This is a genomic window from Stenotrophomonas sp. PE591 (assembly GCF_018320795.1).
In the GTDB taxonomy this organism is placed as follows: domain Bacteria; phylum Pseudomonadota; class Gammaproteobacteria; order Xanthomonadales; family Xanthomonadaceae; genus Stenotrophomonas; species Stenotrophomonas maltophilia.
The window spans coordinates 212,462-228,874 of record NZ_JAAOKO010000003.1 but is presented as its reverse complement, the minus strand read 5'-3'; the positions used below and the strand labels follow the sequence as shown (position 1 = coordinate 228,874).

Genomic DNA, 16,413 nt, shown 5'->3' with positions numbered 1-16,413 from the left:
ACAGAATAAAGATGAATTAATCACAGCACAAATGCAGGCGGGTCATGGCCTGGCAGCATCCCGGCTGCATTGCGTCGATTTTGACCGGATTATGTCCGCTGCAATATTGCTCAATTGGGCGACAGGCAAAAAAAAGACCGGGGCATGCCCCGGTCTTCTCCTGATCAGCCCTGCAGTCGCTGCAGCAGGGTGGCCTTGTCCAGGCTTTCCGCTTCGCTGGCGCGGCGCGAGCGGTACTCGTAGGTACCGGCGGCCAGGCCGCGCTCGCTCACCACCACGCGGTGCGGAATGCCGATCAGTTCCATGTCGGCGAACATCGCGCCCGGGCGCAGGCCGCGGTCGTCCAGCGCGGCATCGAGGCCGGCGTCGCGGAGTTCCTGCAGCAGGCTGGCAGCAGCATCGGCCACGGCGGCGTCGCCCTTCGGGTTGATCACGCACACCACCACCTGCCACGGCGCCATCGCGTCCGGCCAGATGATGCCGGCATCGTCATGGTTCTGTTCGATCGCGGCAGCCACCACGCGCGAGATACCGATGCCGTAGCAGCCCATCGCCATCACCGCCGCCTTGCCGTTCTCGTCCAGCACGGTGGCATCCAGCGCTTCGGCATATTTGCGGCCGAGCTGGAACACGTGGCCGACTTCGATGCCACGGGCGATCTTCAGTTCGCCACCGTCCAGCGCGCGGTCACCGGCACGCACGTTGCGGATGTCGGCCACTTCCGGTTCCGGAAGGTCGCGGCCCCAGTTGACCCCGGCCAGGTGGAAACCGGCCTCGTTGGCGCCGACGACGAAGTCGGACATCGCGGCCACTTCGCGGTCGGCGACCACGCGGATGGCCTTGGCCGGGGCGACCGGGCCGAGGAAGCCCGGCACGCTGCCCAGATACTCGGCGATTTCCGCCTCGCTGGCGAAGCGCTGCTCGTCCAGGCCGGCGACCTTGGCCAGCTTGATCTCGTTGACCTCATGGTCGCCGCGCACCAGCACCAGCACGAACTGCTGTGCTTCGCCCTCACCGGCGATCAGCGCCACCGACTTCACCGTGCGCTGCAGCTCGATGCCGAGCAGCGCCGCGACGTCCTCGCAGGTTTTCTGGGTAGGGGTGTCGACCTTGCGCATGGCTTCACTGGCAGCCGCACGCGGTGCCGGATCGGCGGCGATCGCCGCTTCCATGTTCGCGGCGTAGTCCGAACCGGTGGAGAACACCAGCGCGTCCTCGCCGGAATCGGCGATGACGTGGAATTCCTGCGAGGCATCGCCACCGATCGCACCGGAGTCGGCCTGCACCATGCGGAAGTCCAGGCCGAGGCGAGTGAAGATGCGGCTGTAGGCCGACTTCATGTTCTCGTATTCGCGCACCAGACACTCATCGTGCAGGTGGAACGAATAGGCGTCCTTCATCAGGAATTCGCGCGAACGCATCACGCCGAAGCGCGGGCGGATCTCGTCGCGGAACTTGGTCTGCACCTGGTAGAAATTCACCGGCAGCTGCTTGTAGCTGGACAGCTCGCTGCGCGCGAAGTCGCAGGCGGCTTCTTCGGCGGTCGGGCTGTAGCAGAACACCTGGTCCTTGCGGTCCTTGATCTTCAGCAGCTGCGGGCCGAATTTCTGCCAGCGACCAGTCTGCTCCCACAGTTCCTTCGGCTGGATGGTCGGGATCTGGAATTCCACGGCACCGGCGCGGTCCATTTCCTCGCGCACGATGCGTTCAACCTTGCGCAGCACGCGCAGGCCCAGCGGCGACCAGGTGTACAGGCCCGATGCCAGCTTGCGGATCATGCCCGCGCGCAGCATCAGCCGGTGGCTGGTGAGCTCGGCGTCGCTGGGGGTTTCCTTGGTGGTGTGCAGGTGGAACTGGGAGAGGCGCATCGTCGGCTTCGGATTACGGCAGAGACGCCTATTCTGCCAGCCCGGCCGGGGAGAGGGGTATCGGCAGGGCTGCGCCCTGCACCCGCAGTAGTGCCGGCCGCTGGCCGGCAACCTCAGAAGCAACTGCCGAAGCAACAGCGAGCTTCCCGTGGGATGGCGGGGTGGGTCCGGTTGCGGGAGACGCCGTAAACCCATCCCTGGGGGCTTGGCCGCGGCATCCATGCCGCGGACACTCCCGCAACCGGACCCACCCCGCCTTCGACAGTTTCCTGCGAGCTGTCGGAATGGCTCCTGGGGTCAGATCCATTCTCCGCAGGAAAACGGATCTGACCCCGGATTCAATTCGAGATCTGACAGATTTCATCCACGCATGGCGTGGATCTACCACCGTCACCAGGAACCTGTCGGGGGTGGGGCGGTGTGGGTTGGCAGGACCGTTGGCGCCATGGATGGCGCCATCGAGCCCCCAGGGATGGGTTTACGGCGTGTCCTGCCAGCCCACACCGCCCCGCCAAACCAGTAGAAAACCAGAGCCGCTTTGGCATTTGACGTTGCCGTTGCTTGAAGCAGGTGCAGGGCTGCAAGCCCTGCCGATACCCTCACTCCGCCGGGCAGTACGCCTTGATGGCCGCTTCAGCCAATCCTTTCTGCGCGCTGCGCTGTTCCGCGGTCAACGCGGTATCGGCCTTCCCGTCGCCATTGGTGTCCTGCATCACCTGGCCGGAGCCTTCCAGCAGGGCCAGGTTGGCACGGGCGGTGCTGCACTGCTCCGGCACCGGCGCGGCCGGGGTCTCGGCGCTGGCCGCGGCCTGCGGGGTGCGGGCCTGTTCGCGGGTCTCGAACTTCTTGCCCGCCGGCGGGGTCTCCGAATACTGGGTCACGCCATGGGCGTCCTTCCATTTATAGACCGGGCCGGCCACGGCGTTGGCACTGGCCAACAGCAGCAGGCATCCAAGGCAGGACAGGGCACGCATGGCAAACTCCGCGGAATGGGCGTAGAACGCCGATTGCAGCATTGGCGCCGAGCACTGGCAAGTCGATTAAACTGGATTCCATGGACCCGATCACACCGCCGCCGCGTTCGCGCACGATTTACCTGCTGCCCAACCTGTTCACCACCGCCGGCCTGTTCGCCGGCTTCTACGCGATCATCGCCGCGGCCAACGGGGATTTCGTCAATGCCAGCATCGCCGTGTTCGTGGCGGCGGTGATGGATGGCCTGGACGGGCGCGTGGCGCGCCTGACCGGTACCAGTAGCGAGTTCGGCGTCCAGTACGACTCGCTGGCCGACCTGGTCAGCTTCGGCATGGCCCCGGCGCTGGTGATGTACCACTGGTCGCTGTCGTGGCTGAAGTTCGATGACCCGCTGCTCGGCCGCGTCGGCTGGGCCGTGGCCTTCCTGTATGCCGCCTGCGCGGCGCTGCGCCTGGCCCGCTTCAACACCCAGGTCGCGGTGGTCGACAAGCGCTGGTTCGTCGGCCTGGCCAGCCCGGCCGCGGCCGGGCTGATGATGTCCTTCGTCTGGGCCTTCGCCGATGGCAACCTGGGCTGGGACGGCAACCAGCTGCGCTACGTGGCGCTGGCGGTGACGATCGTCGCGGCGCTGTTGATGGTCAGCCGTATCCGCTTCTGGAGCTTCAAGGGTGGCGGCGCCAAGGGCACCCGTTCCGACCGCGTGCCGTTCCTGGTGCTGGCCCTGGTGCCGGTCGCCATCGCCATCGCGGTCATTGATCTGCCGCGCGTGCTGTTCGCGGTCGGCATCCTGTACGCCTTGTCCGGCCCGGTGATGTGGGCCGTGCAGCGCCTGCGCAAGAAGCCCGAGGCCGCGTGAGCCAGGAACTGCCCGTGCTGTGGTCACCGGCCCAGCAGGCCTGGCTGCAGGCCATGGGCTATACCGTCTATCACGACGGCCAGTTGGCTGCGGAGCTGGATGCCGCGCTGCAGTTGAGCGTGGCCGAAGCCGATGCGGCTGCCGCGCCAGCGGTGGAGCAGGTGCGGGCACCAATCGCCCCCGCGCGCGAGCCTCCGGCTGAAGCCACACCGGGTTCCCGCCAGGAACGCCCGGTGCCGCCGCGTCGCGAGACCCCGGTCAGCGCACCGGACACCGCGCCCGCCGCTGCCCGCCCGCTGCCGGGTGGCAATGCCCGGCAACCGGTGGTGCGGCTCCCGGATCGCCTGCAGATCGCACTGCTGCGTGCCTCCGGCTGTAATCCCAACGACCCTGCCACGCAGGCGCTGATGGACAGCTGGCCGCTGGACCAGCTGCGTCAGGACCCGGCCGCCAAGCGCGCGTTGTGGCCGCAGCTGCGCGCCCTGCGCAAGCGGGGCGCACCATGAGTGCGGTCAGCCAGCCCGGCCCGGTCAGCCTGCGCGCATTGCGCGAGAGCGACCTCAATGCGGTGATGGCGATTGAAGTGCGTGGGTATCCGTTCCCATGGACCCGCGGCATCTTCGTTGATTGCCTGCGTGCCGGTTATCCCGGCCTGGCGATGGAGCGCGATGGCCAGCTGATCGGCTACGGCGTGCTCAGCATTGCCGCCGATGAGGCACATGTATTGAACATCTGCATCGATCCGCTGGCGCAGTCGCGTGGGCTGGGTCGTCAACTGCTGCGCGCACTGGTGCAGCTGGCAGGCAACCGCGGTGCGCAGCGTGTGTTCCTGGAAGTGCGTCCGTCCAACACGCCGGCGCTGGCGCTGTACCACAGCGAAGGCTTCAACGAGATCGGCCGTCGTCCGCGCTACTATCCGGCCGCACAGGGCCGCGAAGACGCGGTGGTGATGGCGATCGAACTGGTCGACGGCGACCTGCAGACGATGCCGCCGTTGTAACGGAGAAGGGTTGCCGGCCAGCGGCCGGCACTACCGGTGGATCTCCGCTGTCATCGACACGTCACCTGCCGTGGTAGGTGCCAACCTTGGTTGGCACGCTTTTCTCACGCCAGCCGCAGTGCCAACACACCGCCGACGATCAGCGCCGCCGCCAGCCAGCGCGCACGCGGAATCCGCTCGCGCAGCACGAACACCGAGATCAGCAACGCGAACAGGATCGAGGATTCACGCAGCGCCGAGACCATCGCCACCGGCGCCTGGGTCATGGCCCACAACGCCATCGCGTAGGACGCCGTGGTGCCGACGCCACCGGCCAGTCCCAGCGGCCAGTGCTGGCGCGCATAGTCCAGCACCGCGCCGCCGCGGGTGTACAACGCCCACAGCGGTAGTGGGATGCCTGACAGCAGGAACAGCCACAGCGTATAGCTGAGCGCACTACCGGACTGGCGCGCGCCCTGCGCATCGACCAGGGTGTAGGTAGCGATCATCGCCGCGGTCAGCAGCGGCAGCCGCAGCTGGCCGCCACGTGTGCCCAGTGCCATGCACAGGATGCCGCTGCTCACCAGCACCACGCCCAGCCACGCCGCCGGGGGCAGTTGCTCGCCCAGCAGGGTGCCGGCCAGCGCAACCAGGATCGGCGCGCTGCCACGCATCAGCGGATAGGCCAGGCTCATGTCGACCTGCTGGTAGCAGCGTGCCACCAGTCCGTAGTAGGTCACCTGCAGCAGCACGGATGCAGCCAGCCAGGGCCAGCTGTGCGCGGCCGGGAACGGCAGGAAGGGCAGGGCGGCCGCCGACAGCAGCGCGGCGCTGCCGGTGACCAACACGGTGCCGAGGAACTTGTCCGGCCCGCGTTTGACGATCGCATTCCAGCTGGCATGCAGGGCCGCAGCCGCGAGGACCAGCAGGAAAATGGAAAGAGGCATCCAGCGATGATGCCATGCGGGGCAAATGTTCCGGGTTTGGTGGGTGCCAACCCTGGTTGGCACATCGCTCAGTGCGGACCAAGGTCCGCACCCACCAGAGCGGGGCAGGGCAGGTGCCAACCCTGGTTGGCACGCACCAGAGCGCGGCGCTTACAGCTTCGCGCGCTGCTCGCGCAGGCCGGCCAGCTGGGTGTTCCAGTCGGCCAGTCGCACGCGCTCCTGCTCGACCACGGCCGGCGGCACCTTGTCGGTGAACTTGGCCAGCTTGGTCTCGCTCTTTTCCTTCTCCGCTTCGACGCGGGCGATTTCCTTGTCCAGGCGCACGCGCTCGGCATCGAGATCGACCAGGCCTTCCAGCGGCACCAGCAGCTTCAGCTCGCCCACGATCGCGGCGGCGGCCGGCGGCGCGCTTTCGCCTTCGGCCAGCCACTGGATGCTGTCCAGCTTCAGCAGGAACGACAGCGAGGCGCTGAAGCGTTCAATGCGCACGCGGTCCTGCTCCAGCCCGGCCTGCAGGCGCAGCGGCACCAGCTTGGACGGCGCGACGTTCAGCTCACTGCGCACGCGGCGCACGGCACTGATCACCGCCTTCAGCCATTCTACGTCGGCCTCGGCCTGGGCGAAATCGCCTTCGAACTCGGCGGCGGTCGGGTACGGGCGCAGCGACAGCGTGGTTTCGGCCAGGCCCAGGCGCGGGGCCAGCTGCTGCCACAGCTGTTCGGTGATGAACGGCGTGAGCGGGTGCAGCAGGCGCAGCAGCGCTTCCAGCACGTACAGCAGGGTGTGGCGGGTGCTTTCGGCGTCGGCAGCGTCTGCACCGTTCAGTGCCGGCTTGCTCAGTTCCAGGAACCAGTCGCAGAACGCGTTCCAGGCGAACTCGTACAGGCACTGCGCCAGCAGGTCGAAGCGGTAGGCGGCGAAATGGCCCTGCGCTTCGGCGGTGGTGGCGGCCAGGCGCGCGAGGATCCAGCGCTCGGCATCGGTACGCGGCCTGGGAACGCCGGTGAACGCCGCGCCCTCAGTGTTCATCAGCGCGAAGCGGCTGGCGTTCCACAGCTTGTTGCAGAAGTTCTTGTAGCCCTCGGCGCGGTTCATGTCGAACTTGATGTCGCGGCCGTGGGTGGCCAGCGCGGCGATGGTGAAGCGCAGCGCATCGGCACCGTGGGCGGCGATGCCGTCCGGGAATTCCTTGCGGGTGGCCTTCTCGATCTTCTCCACCATCTTCGGCTGCATCAGGCCGCCGGTGCGCTTGGCGACCAGGTCGTCGATGGTGATGCCGTCGATGATGTCCAGCGGGTCGAGCACGTTGCCCTTGCTCTTGGACATCTTCTGGCCCTGGCCGTCGCGGATCAGGCCGGTGAAGTAGACGTCCTTGAACGGGATCTTCCCGACCAGGTTGTCGGTGGCCATGATCATGCGCGCCACCCAGAAGAAGATGATGTCGAAGCCGGTGATCAGCACCGACGACGGCAGGTAGCGGTCGAAGCCGCGCTCGGCCATGGCCTGCTCGTTGGGCCAGCCCAGGGTGGAGAACGGCCACAGCTGCGAGGAGAACCAGGTCTCCAGCACGTCGCTTTCCTGGTTCAGCACCACGTCGCTGCCCAGGTTGTGCTTCGCCCGCACTTCCTCTTCGCTGCGACCGACGTAGCAGCTGCCGGTGGCTTCGTCGAACCACGCCGGAATGCGGTGGCCCCACCACAGCTGGCGACTGATGCACCAGTCCTGGATGTTGTTCATCCAGTGGCGGTAAGTGTTGATCCAGTTCGGCGGCACGAAGGAAATGCTTCCATTCTCGACCAGTTCCAGGCCGCGCTTGGCCAGGTCGTCCATCTTCACGAACCACTGGTCGGTCAGGTACGGCTCGATCACCTGGCCGGTGCGGTCACCGCGCGGCACCTGCAGCTTGTGCGCCTTGGTCTCGACCAGGATGCCCAGGTCTTCCAGTTCGGCCAGCACGGCCTTGCGCGCGGCGTAGCGGTCCAGACCCTGGAAACGCTCCGGCGCGTTTTCGTTCAGCGCTGCCACCGGGGTGAACAGGTTGATCATCGGCAGGCTGTGGCGCACGCCCACTTCGTAGTCGTTGAAATCATGCGCTGGGGTGACCTTGACCACGCCGGTGCCGAACGCGCGGTCCACGTAGTCGTCGGCGATCACCGGCACGCGGCGGCCGGTCAGCGGCAGCACCACGCTCTTGCCGATCAGGTGCGCGTAGCGCTCGTCTTCCGGGTGCACCATCACCGCGGTATCGCCCAGCAGGGTTTCCGGGCGGGTGGTGGCGACCACCAGGTAGTCGCGGGTTTCGCGCAGGGTTTCCACGCCGTCGGCATCGCGCTCGACGTGCTCGTAGCTCAGGCCCTCATCCAGCGTGTAGGCGATCGACCACAGGAAGCCGTCTTCCTCGGCGCTCTCCACTTCCAGGTCGGAAATGGCGGTCTTCAGCACCGGGTCCCAGTTGACCAGGCGCTGGCCGCGGTAGATCAGGCCCTGCTCGTACCAGCGCACGAAGGCTTCGTTCACTGCCGCCGACGGCTGCGGGTCCATGGTGAAGGTGCTGCGCGACCAGTCGGCGGAGGTGCCGAGGCGGCGCATCTGGCGCTCGATGGTATCGCCGGACTGCTGCTTCCACTCCCAGACCTTGCCGATGAAGCCTTCGCGGCCCAGCGAATCACGGGTCTCGCCCTTGCCTTCCAGCGCCAGGTTGCGGCTGACCACCATTTCGGTGGCGATGCCGGCGTGGTCGGTGCCGACCTGCCACAGCGTGTCGTAGCCGCGCATGCGGTGGTAGCGCACCAGCGCGTCCATCAGGGTCTGCTGGAACGCATGGCCCATGTGCAGCGTGCCGGTCACGTTCGGCGGCGGCAGCAGGATGGTATACGGCTCGCCCGTGCCGGACGGCTTGAAGTGGCCGGCCTTCTCCCAGGCCTCGTAGAGGTCGGTCTCGAAGGACTTCGGGTCGTAGCTGGAGGCGAGTTGGGTCATGCGGGGGAACCAGGAGGTAATCGTTGAAGGATCAGGGCGCGGCGGCGGCCCATCAAGGGGGCCGGGGTGCGCTTACATGTCGTGCTTGTTCAGCTCGTAACCGGCGGCCTTGTACTGGCGCCAGCGTTCGCGCAGCGGTTCGCGCGCTTCCGGATCGGCCGGGACCACTTCCAGCACGCGTTCGCACTGGCCCAGCCAGGGTTCATCGCGCAGGTTGATCACCAGCGGGCGTGCCGGCGCGTCGGTGCCGGGTACGGCGATCAGCACCAGGGCCTCTTCCTCGTCCATGTCTTCGCCGGCGATCTGGTGCGGGATGTAGGCGTCGTTGTCGAACGCCCACAGCAGCTCGTCCAGCTCCTCGGCCTGGGCCTGGTCGCGGGCCAGCACCAGGGTGAACAACCCGGCGTCGTTGGCCTTGCGCGCCAGTTCGCAGACCAGGCGCAGCGGCTCGGTCAGGAAGCGGGGCTTGGCGATCAGGTAGAAGTCGGCGCGGGGCATGGCAGGATCCGGGTCAGGCAGGGGCCCGGCGGTGCCGGGCGAGGCCCTGGCCAGCGGGGGCCGGCCAGGGTCGGGTACGGCATCAGGCGCGGGCGGCCTGGTCCAGCAGCCACTGGCTCAGCAGGCCGACCGGGCGGCCGGTGGCCATGCCACGCTTGCCTTCATCGCTGGCCACGCCGGCGATGTCCAGATGGGCCCAGCGCTGGCCTTCGGTGAAGCGCGACAGGAAGCAGCCCGCGGTGATCGCGCCGGCCCAGCGGCCACCGATGTTGTAGACGTCGGCAAAGGTCGAATCCAGCATCGGCTGGTACTCGTCCCACAACGGCAGGCGCCAGGCGCGGTCGAACACATGCTCGCCGGCAGCCAGCAGTTCATTGGCCAGGTCGTCGTGCTTGCTCATCAGGCCGGCGGTCTGGTGGCCCAGGGCGACCATGCAGGCACCGGTCAGGGTGGCGACGTCGACCAGCGCGGCCGGTTCGAAGCGCTGCGCATAGGTCAGCGCATCGCACAGGATCAGGCGGCCTTCGGCGTCGGTGTTGCCCACTTCGATGGTCTTGCCCGACATCGAGGTGATCACGTCGGACGGGCGGTAGGCGTTGCCGTCGATGGCGTTTTCCACCGCCGGCACCACCACCACCAGGTTCAGCGGCAGCTTGGCCTTGACCGCGGCGACGAAGGTGCCGATGACGTTGGCGCCACCGCACATGTCGTACTTCATCTCTTCGATGCCGCCCTGGGTCTTCAGGTTGACGCCACCGGTATCGAAGGTGATGCCCTTGCCGACCAGCACGTACGGCTTGGCGTCGCCGCCGCCGGTCCACTTCAGCACCACCAGGCGCGGGCGGTTGGCCGAACCACGGGCCACGGCCAGCAGCGAGCCCATGCCCAGCGCTTCCATCTGGTGCTCATCGAGAATCTCGGCCTCGGCACCGTCATGCTCACCGGCGAACTTCACGCCCACCTCGGCCAGGTAGGCCGGGGTGCAGTAGTTCGGCGGCAGGTTGCCCAGCTCGCGGGCGAACTCGACACCGGCGGCGATGGCCTGGCCCTGGGCCAGGGCCTGGGCGTCGTCACCGGCGATGGCCAGCTGGGCCAGGCCGGCGTCGTCGGCCTTCTTCTTGCCCAGAGTGGCGGTGTAGCGGTAGGCAGCGTGATCGGCGGCGATCACCGCCTGGCGGATCGCCCAGGCCGCGTCGCGGTCCTTGATGGCCACTTCGGACAGGGTGAACAGTGCGCTGCGGGTAGCGCCCGCCTTCAGCGCGCGCACCGCATCGCCAACGGCCTTCAGGTACTGCGGCACACCGAAGCGGGCGGCGTCGCCGAGACCGACCACCAGCACGCGCGGGGCGGACACGCCCGGCAGGTCGTGCAGCAGGGTGGTGGCGCCGGTCTTGCCGGACAGGTCGCCGCGCTGGGCCAGCGAGGCCAGGCGGCCGCCGCTGGCGGCGTCCAGGGCCTGTGCGGCGGGGGTCAGGGTATGGTCGGCATACGCGCCGACCACCAGGCAATCAACGGCGGCGGCGGCGGCCGGAGCAACGTGGTTCAGGGTGAATTCGAGGGCCATTGAGCAGATTCCATTGGCGAGTCCGTACAATCGCAGGCCGTTTACGCCCAGACAGTAGACTGGGCGGCACCGCGAACGAACCCCAGAGTTTAAACCACCGCCCCATGCTGAAGCTCGACCGATACCTGCTGGGCGATTTCGTCCAGAGTTTCCTGGCTACCCTGATCGTCCTGCTGGTGGTCAGCGTGGGCGGCGTGCTGGTGGACATCCTCGGCAACATCGCCGACGGGCGCCTGCCGGCCAAGCTGCTGTTCTCCCAACTGGGCCTGCAGTTCATCGCCTACCTGCCGCTGATCCTGCCGTTGGCGTTGATGCTGGGCCTGCTGCTGGCGGTGGCCCGTCTCTACCGCGACTCGGAAATGGCCGTCATCACTGCCATTGGCGTGGGCCCCAAACGCCTGCTGCGGCCGCTGCTGATGCTGGTGGTGCCGGTGGTGGCGCTGGTCGGCGCCTGCTCCTTGTGGCTGGGCCCGTGGGCCGGCCGGGTGGCCGAGCAGATGATCATCGAGGCCAATCGAAGCGTGCTGATGGCGGGCCTGGAGCCGGGCCGCTTCACCCAGCTGCCCAATGGTGGCGTGGTCTACCTGTCCTCGATCTCGCCCGATGGTACCCAGCTGGGCCGGGTCTTCCTGCAGCGGCAGAAGGACGATCGTCTGGAAGTGGTGTCCGCCGCAGGGGGGCGCATGTTCTTCGAAGGCGCCCGCCAGCGCTTCCTGGAGCTGGATGATGGCCACCAGGTGGAAGGACCGGTGGCCGGGGGGCTGGATTACCGTCTGGCCACCTTCGCCCGCAACGATGTGGCCCTGCCCGACGGTGCGCAGACCCGTACCGGCGATGATCCGGAACTGATGCCGACCACGCAGCTGTTCGGCGATGACCGGCCCGAGGCGCAGGCACAGCTTCATCGCCGCCTTGCCCCGCCGTTGATCGCGCTGGCCTTTGCGCTGCTGACCGTGCCGCTGGGCCGCAGCTCGCCGCGCCAGCAGCGCTACGGGCGGATGATGCTGGCGCTGATGGCCTACATGGTGGGCACCAACCTGATGTTCATCGGCAGTGGCTGGATCGCCAACGGCAAGATTCCGCCTGCGCTTGGCCTGTGGTGGCTGACCCTGCCGCTGCTGGCGCTGGCGATCTGGATGTATGCACGTGATGGCCGCCTGGGCCGCCCGAAGGGAGCCCGCGCATGAGACTGCGTCCGATGCGTTTCGACCTGTATCTCGGCCAGTCGGTGTTCACCACGGTGCTGCTGACCTGGGCCGTACTGGTGGGCCTGGACGTGGTGATGGCGTTTTCCGGCGAGTTCAAGGACATCGGCAAGAACGGCTACACCCTGGGGCATGCGGCCGCCTGGGTGCTGTATACGGTGCCACGCCGTGCCTACACCATGTTCCCCACCGCTGCGGTGATCGGTGCACTGATGGGCCTGGGCCAGCTGGCCGCGACCTCCGAGCTGACCGCGCTGCGTGCGCTGGGCCTGTCGCGCAAGCGCCTGAGCGTATCGGTGGCCATCGCCCTGTCGTTGCTTACCGCAGTGATGGTGCTCAGCGCCGAGACGCTGGGCCCCTGGGGCCAGGACCGTGCCGATGCGCTGAAGTCCAGTGCCAAATGGGGGCGGGACATCTCCACCACCCGCTATTCCGGCCTGTGGGCGCGCGAGGGCGATACCTTCCTCAGCGCCGCCGGTGGCGAAGAGCAGCTGGTGGGCGACAAGGGCACGCGGCTGATCCTGCGTGACGTGCGCCTGTATCGCATTGCCGAGGATGGTCGGATCGCCTCGCTGACCCATGCGGACACGGCCGAGCATGACCGTGACGGCTGGGTGCTGACCGGCGTGCGCCGCGATACCTTCGGTGAACGTTCGGCCACGCGCGAGGAAGTGGCGCGCGAGCCGTGGAACTCCAAGCTGGACGCCGGCGCGCTGGCCACCGGCATCGCCAAGCCGCGCAACCTCAGCGTGGCCGAGCTGCGTACCAGCATCGAATACCGCGAGCGCAACGGTCTGGACGCGCGCGACTACGAGGATGTGTACTGGAGCCGCTGGTTCTACCCGGTGAACGTGCTGGCGCTGTGCCTGGCGGCGGTGCCGTTCGCGTTCGGCTCGCTGCGCAGTGGTGGCATGGGCAAGCGCCTGTTCCTCGGCATCCTCTTCGCGCTGGGCTTCTGGCTGCTGCAGCTGTTCTTCGGTCGCATGGCCGGCGCGTTGAAGTTCGATTACCGCATTGCCTATGCGTTGCCGCCGATCGTGATGCTGGCGATATCGGGACTGCTGTTCCGACGCAAGTCGGGTTGATTCCCAGGGAGCCGGGCAAGGCCCGGCTGTTTCCGTTTCACTTCAAGGACGAACATGAGCTTCCAACGCTTTCTGCCGTACATCGCGGCCGTGCTGCTTTCTGCCGGCTGCAGCCGGTCCACCGTCGACTTCGAGATCGACAACCCGACGGATGCACCGCTGACCTTGTCGGTCGACCAGCAGGTGCATACCCTGCCGCCGCACACCTCCATGCCCCTGGTCCTGGAGCCGGGCCAGTACCGACTGCAGAGCGAGAAGATCGGCAGCGTACGCATGGTTGTCTACGCCGATGGGATCGGTGGGTTGATCAACCCGGCCATGGCCGAGTACGTGATCGTCACCGAGCAGTACGTCACCAGCAAGACCAACTCCGGTGGCCTGGCGTCGAAGATCGAACTGAACGACGTGGAGATCGAGGGCCCCTACGTGAAGGCGACCGGTATGTTCATTCCGCGTCGTTGGGACGTTGGGCTGATGGGGGAGCTGCCCGATACGGTGGTGTCCAACAGCCCGGATACCTCGTCCGACTACCGGACCAAGCTCTACAACGTGCCCGGCTTCTTCAAGTACCTGGACGCCGGGGAAGACCTGAAGGCGGCCTTCGGGCCGGGCGGCTACCAGGTGCCGGCGGCATCGGTGGCATTCACCCCGGCCCAACTGCCGGCGCTCCCGGCGGCCTATGAGGCTCAGGGCAAACCGATGCGCGACCTCTATGCGCGCTATCTGGCGGCCACCGACGCGGGGGAGCAGAGGCGCCTGAAGAAGGCCAGCCTGAAGCTGTGGCAGGACTTCGTGAAGACCCGTGCGCAGTTGAGCGGACAGTCGCCGGTGGCCGATGATGTGCAGGCCAATGCGTTTGCGTCCGCCTTCTTCGACCTCTGGACGCAGCCGGCGGTGATCCTGCCGGACCCGGCGCCAGCCGGCTGATCGCTGCGTTGATCGTGTAGAGCCGAGCCCATGCTCGGCTATCGAGTGCATCGCGAAACTGCCGAGGATGGCTCGACGCTACTGGATGCGCATCAGCGCTTGGGCATGCGCACCACGCGGGTGCCGCTGGCGCGGTCGTGCCAGGTCAGCCGCTGGCGGTCAGCCCATGCCCACCAGAATCCCAGGCCGCCCAGCAGCAGCGACAGCGTGCCCACCACGAAGCGCAGCCAAAGCTGCGTGCGTCGCAGGGGCGCGCCATCACTCGATTCCAGCTTCAAGCGCCACGGCCGCATGCCCAGCGTCTGCCCACCGCGGCGCCAGCTGGCCGTGGCATACCACCCCGTGACCAGCCAGCACACCGCCCACAGCAGCCACTGCCAAGCGCTGAACGGTGCGATGTTCTCGCGCTGGGCGTGGCCGCTGAAGGTGTAGGCAAGGGTGAACAGGGTGCCGGCCAACATCCACAGCGCCAGCACCGGAAGCGCGTCGTAGACCATCGCCAGCACGCGCCACAGCAGCAATGCACGCGGGCGGGGCAGCTCGGTAGTGGCCGCAGGGGCCGTATCAATGGCGGGGCGGGACATGCGCCGAGCATACGCAATGCTGGCCGCATCCGCAGTGGCCCTCGTATCCTGCACGCATGGCCCTTGTTTCCACCCCCGCCGAACGCCGCCAGCTGGTCCAGCAACTGCCCGAGCTGCGCGCCGACGACAGCGTGCGCATCCAGCGCTTCCTCGATGCGATCTGGGCCGAGAACGGCCTGGCCCGCGCCACCCTCGACAGCTACCGGCGCGACCTGGAAGGGCTGGCGCGCTGGATGGATGGGCGCGACGGTGGCCTGGCCGGCATCGAGCGCCCGGGGTTGTTCGACTACCTGGCCTGGCGCACCCGTCATGGCTGGTCGCCGCGCAGCAATGCGCGGTTGCTGTCGGCGCTGCGGGCGTTCTTCGCCGATGGCGTGCGCCGTGGCGAACGCGGCGAGGACCCCAGCGCGCTGCTGGATCCGCCCAGGCTGCCACGATTGCTGCCCAAGGCGCTGGCCGAAAGCCAGATCGACGCGCTGTTGGCAGCGCCGGATATCGACAGCCCGCTGGGCCTGCGCGACCGCGCCATGCTGGAGTTGATGTACGCCGCCGGCCTGCGCGTGAGCGAGCTGGTGCTGCTGCCGGCCACCGCGGTCAACCTGCGCCAGGGCGTGCTGCGGGTCACCGGCAAGGGCAGCAAGGAACGGCTGGTGCCGCTGGGTGAGGAATCGCAGCACTGGCTGGAGCGCTATCTACAGGCATCGCGCCCGCTGCTGGTCGGCAAGGGCAAGGTGCAGGCGCTGGCCGATGGGCAGACCCCATTGTTTGTCGAGCCGACGCTGCATGCGCTGACCCGGCAGGCGTTCTGGCACCTGGTCAAGCGCCACGCGCAGGTGGCCGGCATCGACCCGGCGCGGATCAGCCCGCACGGCCTGCGCCACAGCTTCGCCACCCATCTGCTCAACCGCGGTGCCGACCTGCGCGCGCTGCAGATGCTGCTTGGCCACAGCTCGTTGTCGACCACCCAGATCTACACCCTGGTGGCGCGCGAGCACCTGCAGAAACTGCACGCCCGGCATCATCCGCGCGGCTGAGCCGTGTCCTGAACTCCGGCCCCGGGCGGTGCGCGGCGTCGCGGCCCGGTGCCGGTGGCTGTGTCAGAATCCGGGGTCTTCTTCTGTCGCGGACTGCTCCATGCTCCGATTTGCCATCGCCGCCGTGTTCGGTGCGCTCAGCCTGACTGCCTGCGCCCAGCCGGCCCCGCCAGCCGCCAAGGCGCCTGCCGCCGCTGCCAAGCCCGGCCCCGCCGCCAACGCGCCTGCCGACCAGGCCGTGCGCGCCGCGTTGACTGCCCTGAACCCCGGTTTCAAGGTGGACTACATCGGTGCCGCGCCGTTCCCCGGCTTCCGCGAGGTGGTCGTTTCCGGCCAGCTGCTGTACGTGTCCGACGACGGTCGCTACCTGTTCCAGTCGCAGCCTTACGACACCCGTGCCAAGGGCCCGGCCAACAGCGAAGGCCTGCTCGGCTATCGTCGCGATCTGCTGGCCAAGGCCAACCATGGCGACCGCATCGTGTTCGCCGCGCCGAATGCCAAGTACACCATCAGCGTGTTCACCGACATCGAGTGCGGCTATTGCCGCAAGCTGCACCAGGACATCGCCGAGCTCAACCGCAACGGTATCTCCGTCGAGTATCTGGCATTCCCGCGCATGGGCCTCGGCAGCAAGGACTACACCGACATGATCTCGGTTTGGTGTGCGGCCGATCGCCGCCAGGCACTGACCAACGCCAAGCGCGGTGGCAGTGTGCCGGCAAAGAACTGCACCAACCCGGTGGCGATGCAGTACGCACTGGGCCAGCAGCTGGGCGTGAACGGCACGCCGGCGATCTTCGCGCCGGACGGCACCCAGCTGGGGGGCTACCTGCCGCCGGCGCAGCTGCGCGCGGCGCTGGAAAAGCTGTCGGCCAAGCGCTGATCGCCGCCGACCTTTTCCTGTAGAGCCGG

General features: G+C 67.7%; 15 protein-coding genes. 8 read left to right on the top strand and 7 right to left on the bottom strand.

Annotated features, from left to right (window positions below):
- Positions 1 to 164: 164 nt before the first annotated feature.
- Positions 165 to 1,868 carry a proline--tRNA ligase gene (locus JLDANKMP_RS10785; RefSeq protein ID WP_005408005.1) on the bottom strand — a complete coding sequence of 568 codons (1,704 nt, stop codon included), beginning with the start codon at positions 1,866 to 1,868 and terminating at the stop codon, positions 165 to 167.
- A gap of 599 nt (positions 1,869 to 2,467) precedes the next feature.
- Positions 2,468 to 2,842, bottom strand: a complete 375-nt coding sequence (locus JLDANKMP_RS10780; RefSeq protein WP_005408006.1) for a DUF4124 domain-containing protein — start codon at positions 2,840 to 2,842, stop codon at positions 2,468 to 2,470.
- An 80-nt stretch (positions 2,843 to 2,922) separates the two neighbouring features.
- Between JLDANKMP_RS10780 and pssA the strand changes: the two genes are divergently transcribed.
- The 3 genes from pssA to rimI are packed head-to-tail and all read left to right on the top strand — an operon-like array spanning position 2,923 to position 4,699.
- Positions 2,923 to 3,699 carry a CDP-diacylglycerol--serine O-phosphatidyltransferase gene (pssA, locus tag JLDANKMP_RS10775; RefSeq protein WP_005408007.1) on the top strand — a complete coding sequence of 259 codons (777 nt, stop codon included), beginning with the start codon at positions 2,923 to 2,925 and terminating at the stop codon, positions 3,697 to 3,699.
- Positions 3,696 to 4,205 (top strand): hypothetical protein, encoded by a 510-nt coding sequence (locus tag JLDANKMP_RS10770; protein ID WP_024958531.1) that lies wholly within the window; start codon positions 3,696 to 3,698, stop codon positions 4,203 to 4,205. The genes pssA and JLDANKMP_RS10770 overlap by 4 nt, the downstream gene beginning before the upstream one ends.
- Complete coding sequence (gene rimI, locus JLDANKMP_RS10765) at positions 4,202 to 4,699, top strand: ribosomal protein S18-alanine N-acetyltransferase (RefSeq protein ID WP_032964690.1); 498 nt, start codon at positions 4,202 to 4,204, stop codon at positions 4,697 to 4,699. Before JLDANKMP_RS10770 ends, rimI begins: the two co-directional genes overlap by 4 nt.
- Positions 4,700 to 4,803: 104 nt before the next feature.
- Here rimI and JLDANKMP_RS10760 read toward each other — a convergent pair whose 3' ends face one another.
- The 4 genes from JLDANKMP_RS10760 to JLDANKMP_RS10745 form a co-directional block, all read right to left on the bottom strand.
- Complete coding sequence (locus tag JLDANKMP_RS10760; RefSeq protein WP_184013767.1) at positions 4,804 to 5,625, bottom strand: EamA family transporter; 822 nt, start codon at positions 5,623 to 5,625, stop codon at positions 4,804 to 4,806.
- A 150-nt stretch (positions 5,626 to 5,775) separates the two neighbouring features.
- The gene (locus JLDANKMP_RS10755; protein WP_111150603.1) at positions 5,776 to 8,604 is read right to left on the bottom strand and encodes a valine--tRNA ligase; all 2,829 of its coding nucleotides are present in this window, start codon (positions 8,602 to 8,604) and stop codon (positions 5,776 to 5,778) included.
- Positions 8,605 to 8,676: 72 nt separating this feature from the next.
- The gene (locus JLDANKMP_RS10750; protein WP_005408012.1) at positions 8,677 to 9,102 is read right to left on the bottom strand and encodes a DNA polymerase III subunit chi; all 426 of its coding nucleotides are present in this window, start codon (positions 9,100 to 9,102) and stop codon (positions 8,677 to 8,679) included.
- 82 nt (positions 9,103 to 9,184) lie between these two features.
- A complete protein-coding gene (locus JLDANKMP_RS10745; protein ID WP_212561071.1) occupies positions 9,185 to 10,666 on the bottom strand; it encodes a leucyl aminopeptidase in 1,482 nt (493 codons plus the stop codon).
- A gap of 104 nt (positions 10,667 to 10,770) precedes the next feature.
- Here JLDANKMP_RS10745 and lptF point away from each other — a divergent pair, with 104 nt between their 5' ends.
- The 3 genes from lptF to JLDANKMP_RS10730 are packed head-to-tail and all read left to right on the top strand — an operon-like array spanning position 10,771 to position 13,883.
- Entirely contained in the window at positions 10,771 to 11,853 is a 1,083-nt protein-coding gene (gene lptF, locus JLDANKMP_RS10740) for an LPS export ABC transporter permease LptF (protein ID WP_005408014.1), read from the top strand.
- Positions 11,850 to 12,956 (top strand): LPS export ABC transporter permease LptG, encoded by a 1,107-nt coding sequence (gene lptG / locus JLDANKMP_RS10735; RefSeq protein ID WP_005408015.1) that lies wholly within the window; start codon positions 11,850 to 11,852, stop codon positions 12,954 to 12,956. Before lptF ends, lptG begins: the two co-directional genes overlap by 4 nt.
- A gap of 54 nt (positions 12,957 to 13,010) precedes the next feature.
- A complete protein-coding gene (locus JLDANKMP_RS10730) occupies positions 13,011 to 13,883 on the top strand; it encodes a hypothetical protein (RefSeq protein WP_005408016.1) in 873 nt (290 codons plus the stop codon).
- Between the two features lie 92 nt (positions 13,884 to 13,975).
- On the opposite strand, the gene JLDANKMP_RS10725 is transcribed toward JLDANKMP_RS10730, so the two are convergent.
- Complete coding sequence (locus JLDANKMP_RS10725) at positions 13,976 to 14,467, bottom strand: RDD family protein (protein ID WP_032966420.1); 492 nt, start codon at positions 14,465 to 14,467, stop codon at positions 13,976 to 13,978.
- Positions 14,468 to 14,523: 56 nt separating this feature from the next.
- On the opposite strand from JLDANKMP_RS10725, the gene xerD reads away from it, so the two are divergent.
- Both xerD and JLDANKMP_RS10715 read left to right on the top strand, forming a co-directional pair.
- On the top strand, positions 14,524 to 15,501 hold the full coding sequence (gene xerD / locus JLDANKMP_RS10720; RefSeq protein ID WP_111151073.1) for a site-specific tyrosine recombinase XerD: 978 nt from the start codon (positions 14,524 to 14,526) through the stop codon (positions 15,499 to 15,501).
- A gap of 100 nt (positions 15,502 to 15,601) precedes the next feature.
- On the top strand, positions 15,602 to 16,384 hold the full coding sequence (locus JLDANKMP_RS10715) for a DsbC family protein (protein WP_024958538.1): 783 nt from the start codon (positions 15,602 to 15,604) through the stop codon (positions 16,382 to 16,384).
- Positions 16,385 to 16,413: the final 29 nt, after the last annotated feature.

Coding starts and splice junctions, on each gene's coding strand:
- JLDANKMP_RS10785 (WP_005408005.1), bottom strand. CDS start 1,868: ATGCGCCTCTCCCAGTTCCACCTGCACACCACCAAGGAAACCCCCAGC.
- JLDANKMP_RS10780 (WP_005408006.1), bottom strand. CDS start 2,842: ATGCGTGCCCTGTCCTGCCTTGGATGCCTGCTGCTGTTGGCCAGTGCC.
- pssA (WP_005408007.1), top strand. CDS start 2,923: ATGGACCCGATCACACCGCCGCCGCGTTCGCGCACGATTTACCTGCTG.
- rimI (WP_032964690.1), top strand. CDS start 4,202: ATGAGTGCGGTCAGCCAGCCCGGCCCGGTCAGCCTGCGCGCATTGCGC.
- JLDANKMP_RS10760 (WP_184013767.1), bottom strand. CDS start 5,625: ATGCCTCTTTCCATTTTCCTGCTGGTCCTCGCGGCTGCGGCCCTGCAT.
- JLDANKMP_RS10755 (WP_111150603.1), bottom strand. CDS start 8,604: ATGACCCAACTCGCCTCCAGCTACGACCCGAAGTCCTTCGAGACCGAC.
- JLDANKMP_RS10750 (WP_005408012.1), bottom strand. CDS start 9,102: ATGCCCCGCGCCGACTTCTACCTGATCGCCAAGCCCCGCTTCCTGACC.
- JLDANKMP_RS10745 (WP_212561071.1), bottom strand. CDS start 10,666: ATGGCCCTCGAATTCACCCTGAACCACGTTGCTCCGGCCGCCGCCGCC.
- lptF (WP_005408014.1), top strand. CDS start 10,771: ATGCTGAAGCTCGACCGATACCTGCTGGGCGATTTCGTCCAGAGTTTC.
- lptG (WP_005408015.1), top strand. CDS start 11,850: ATGAGACTGCGTCCGATGCGTTTCGACCTGTATCTCGGCCAGTCGGTG.
- JLDANKMP_RS10730 (WP_005408016.1), top strand. CDS start 13,011: ATGAGCTTCCAACGCTTTCTGCCGTACATCGCGGCCGTGCTGCTTTCT.
- JLDANKMP_RS10725 (WP_032966420.1), bottom strand. CDS start 14,467: ATGTCCCGCCCCGCCATTGATACGGCCCCTGCGGCCACTACCGAGCTG.
- xerD (WP_111151073.1), top strand. CDS start 14,524: ATGGCCCTTGTTTCCACCCCCGCCGAACGCCGCCAGCTGGTCCAGCAA.
- JLDANKMP_RS10715 (WP_024958538.1), top strand. CDS start 15,602: ATGCTCCGATTTGCCATCGCCGCCGTGTTCGGTGCGCTCAGCCTGACT.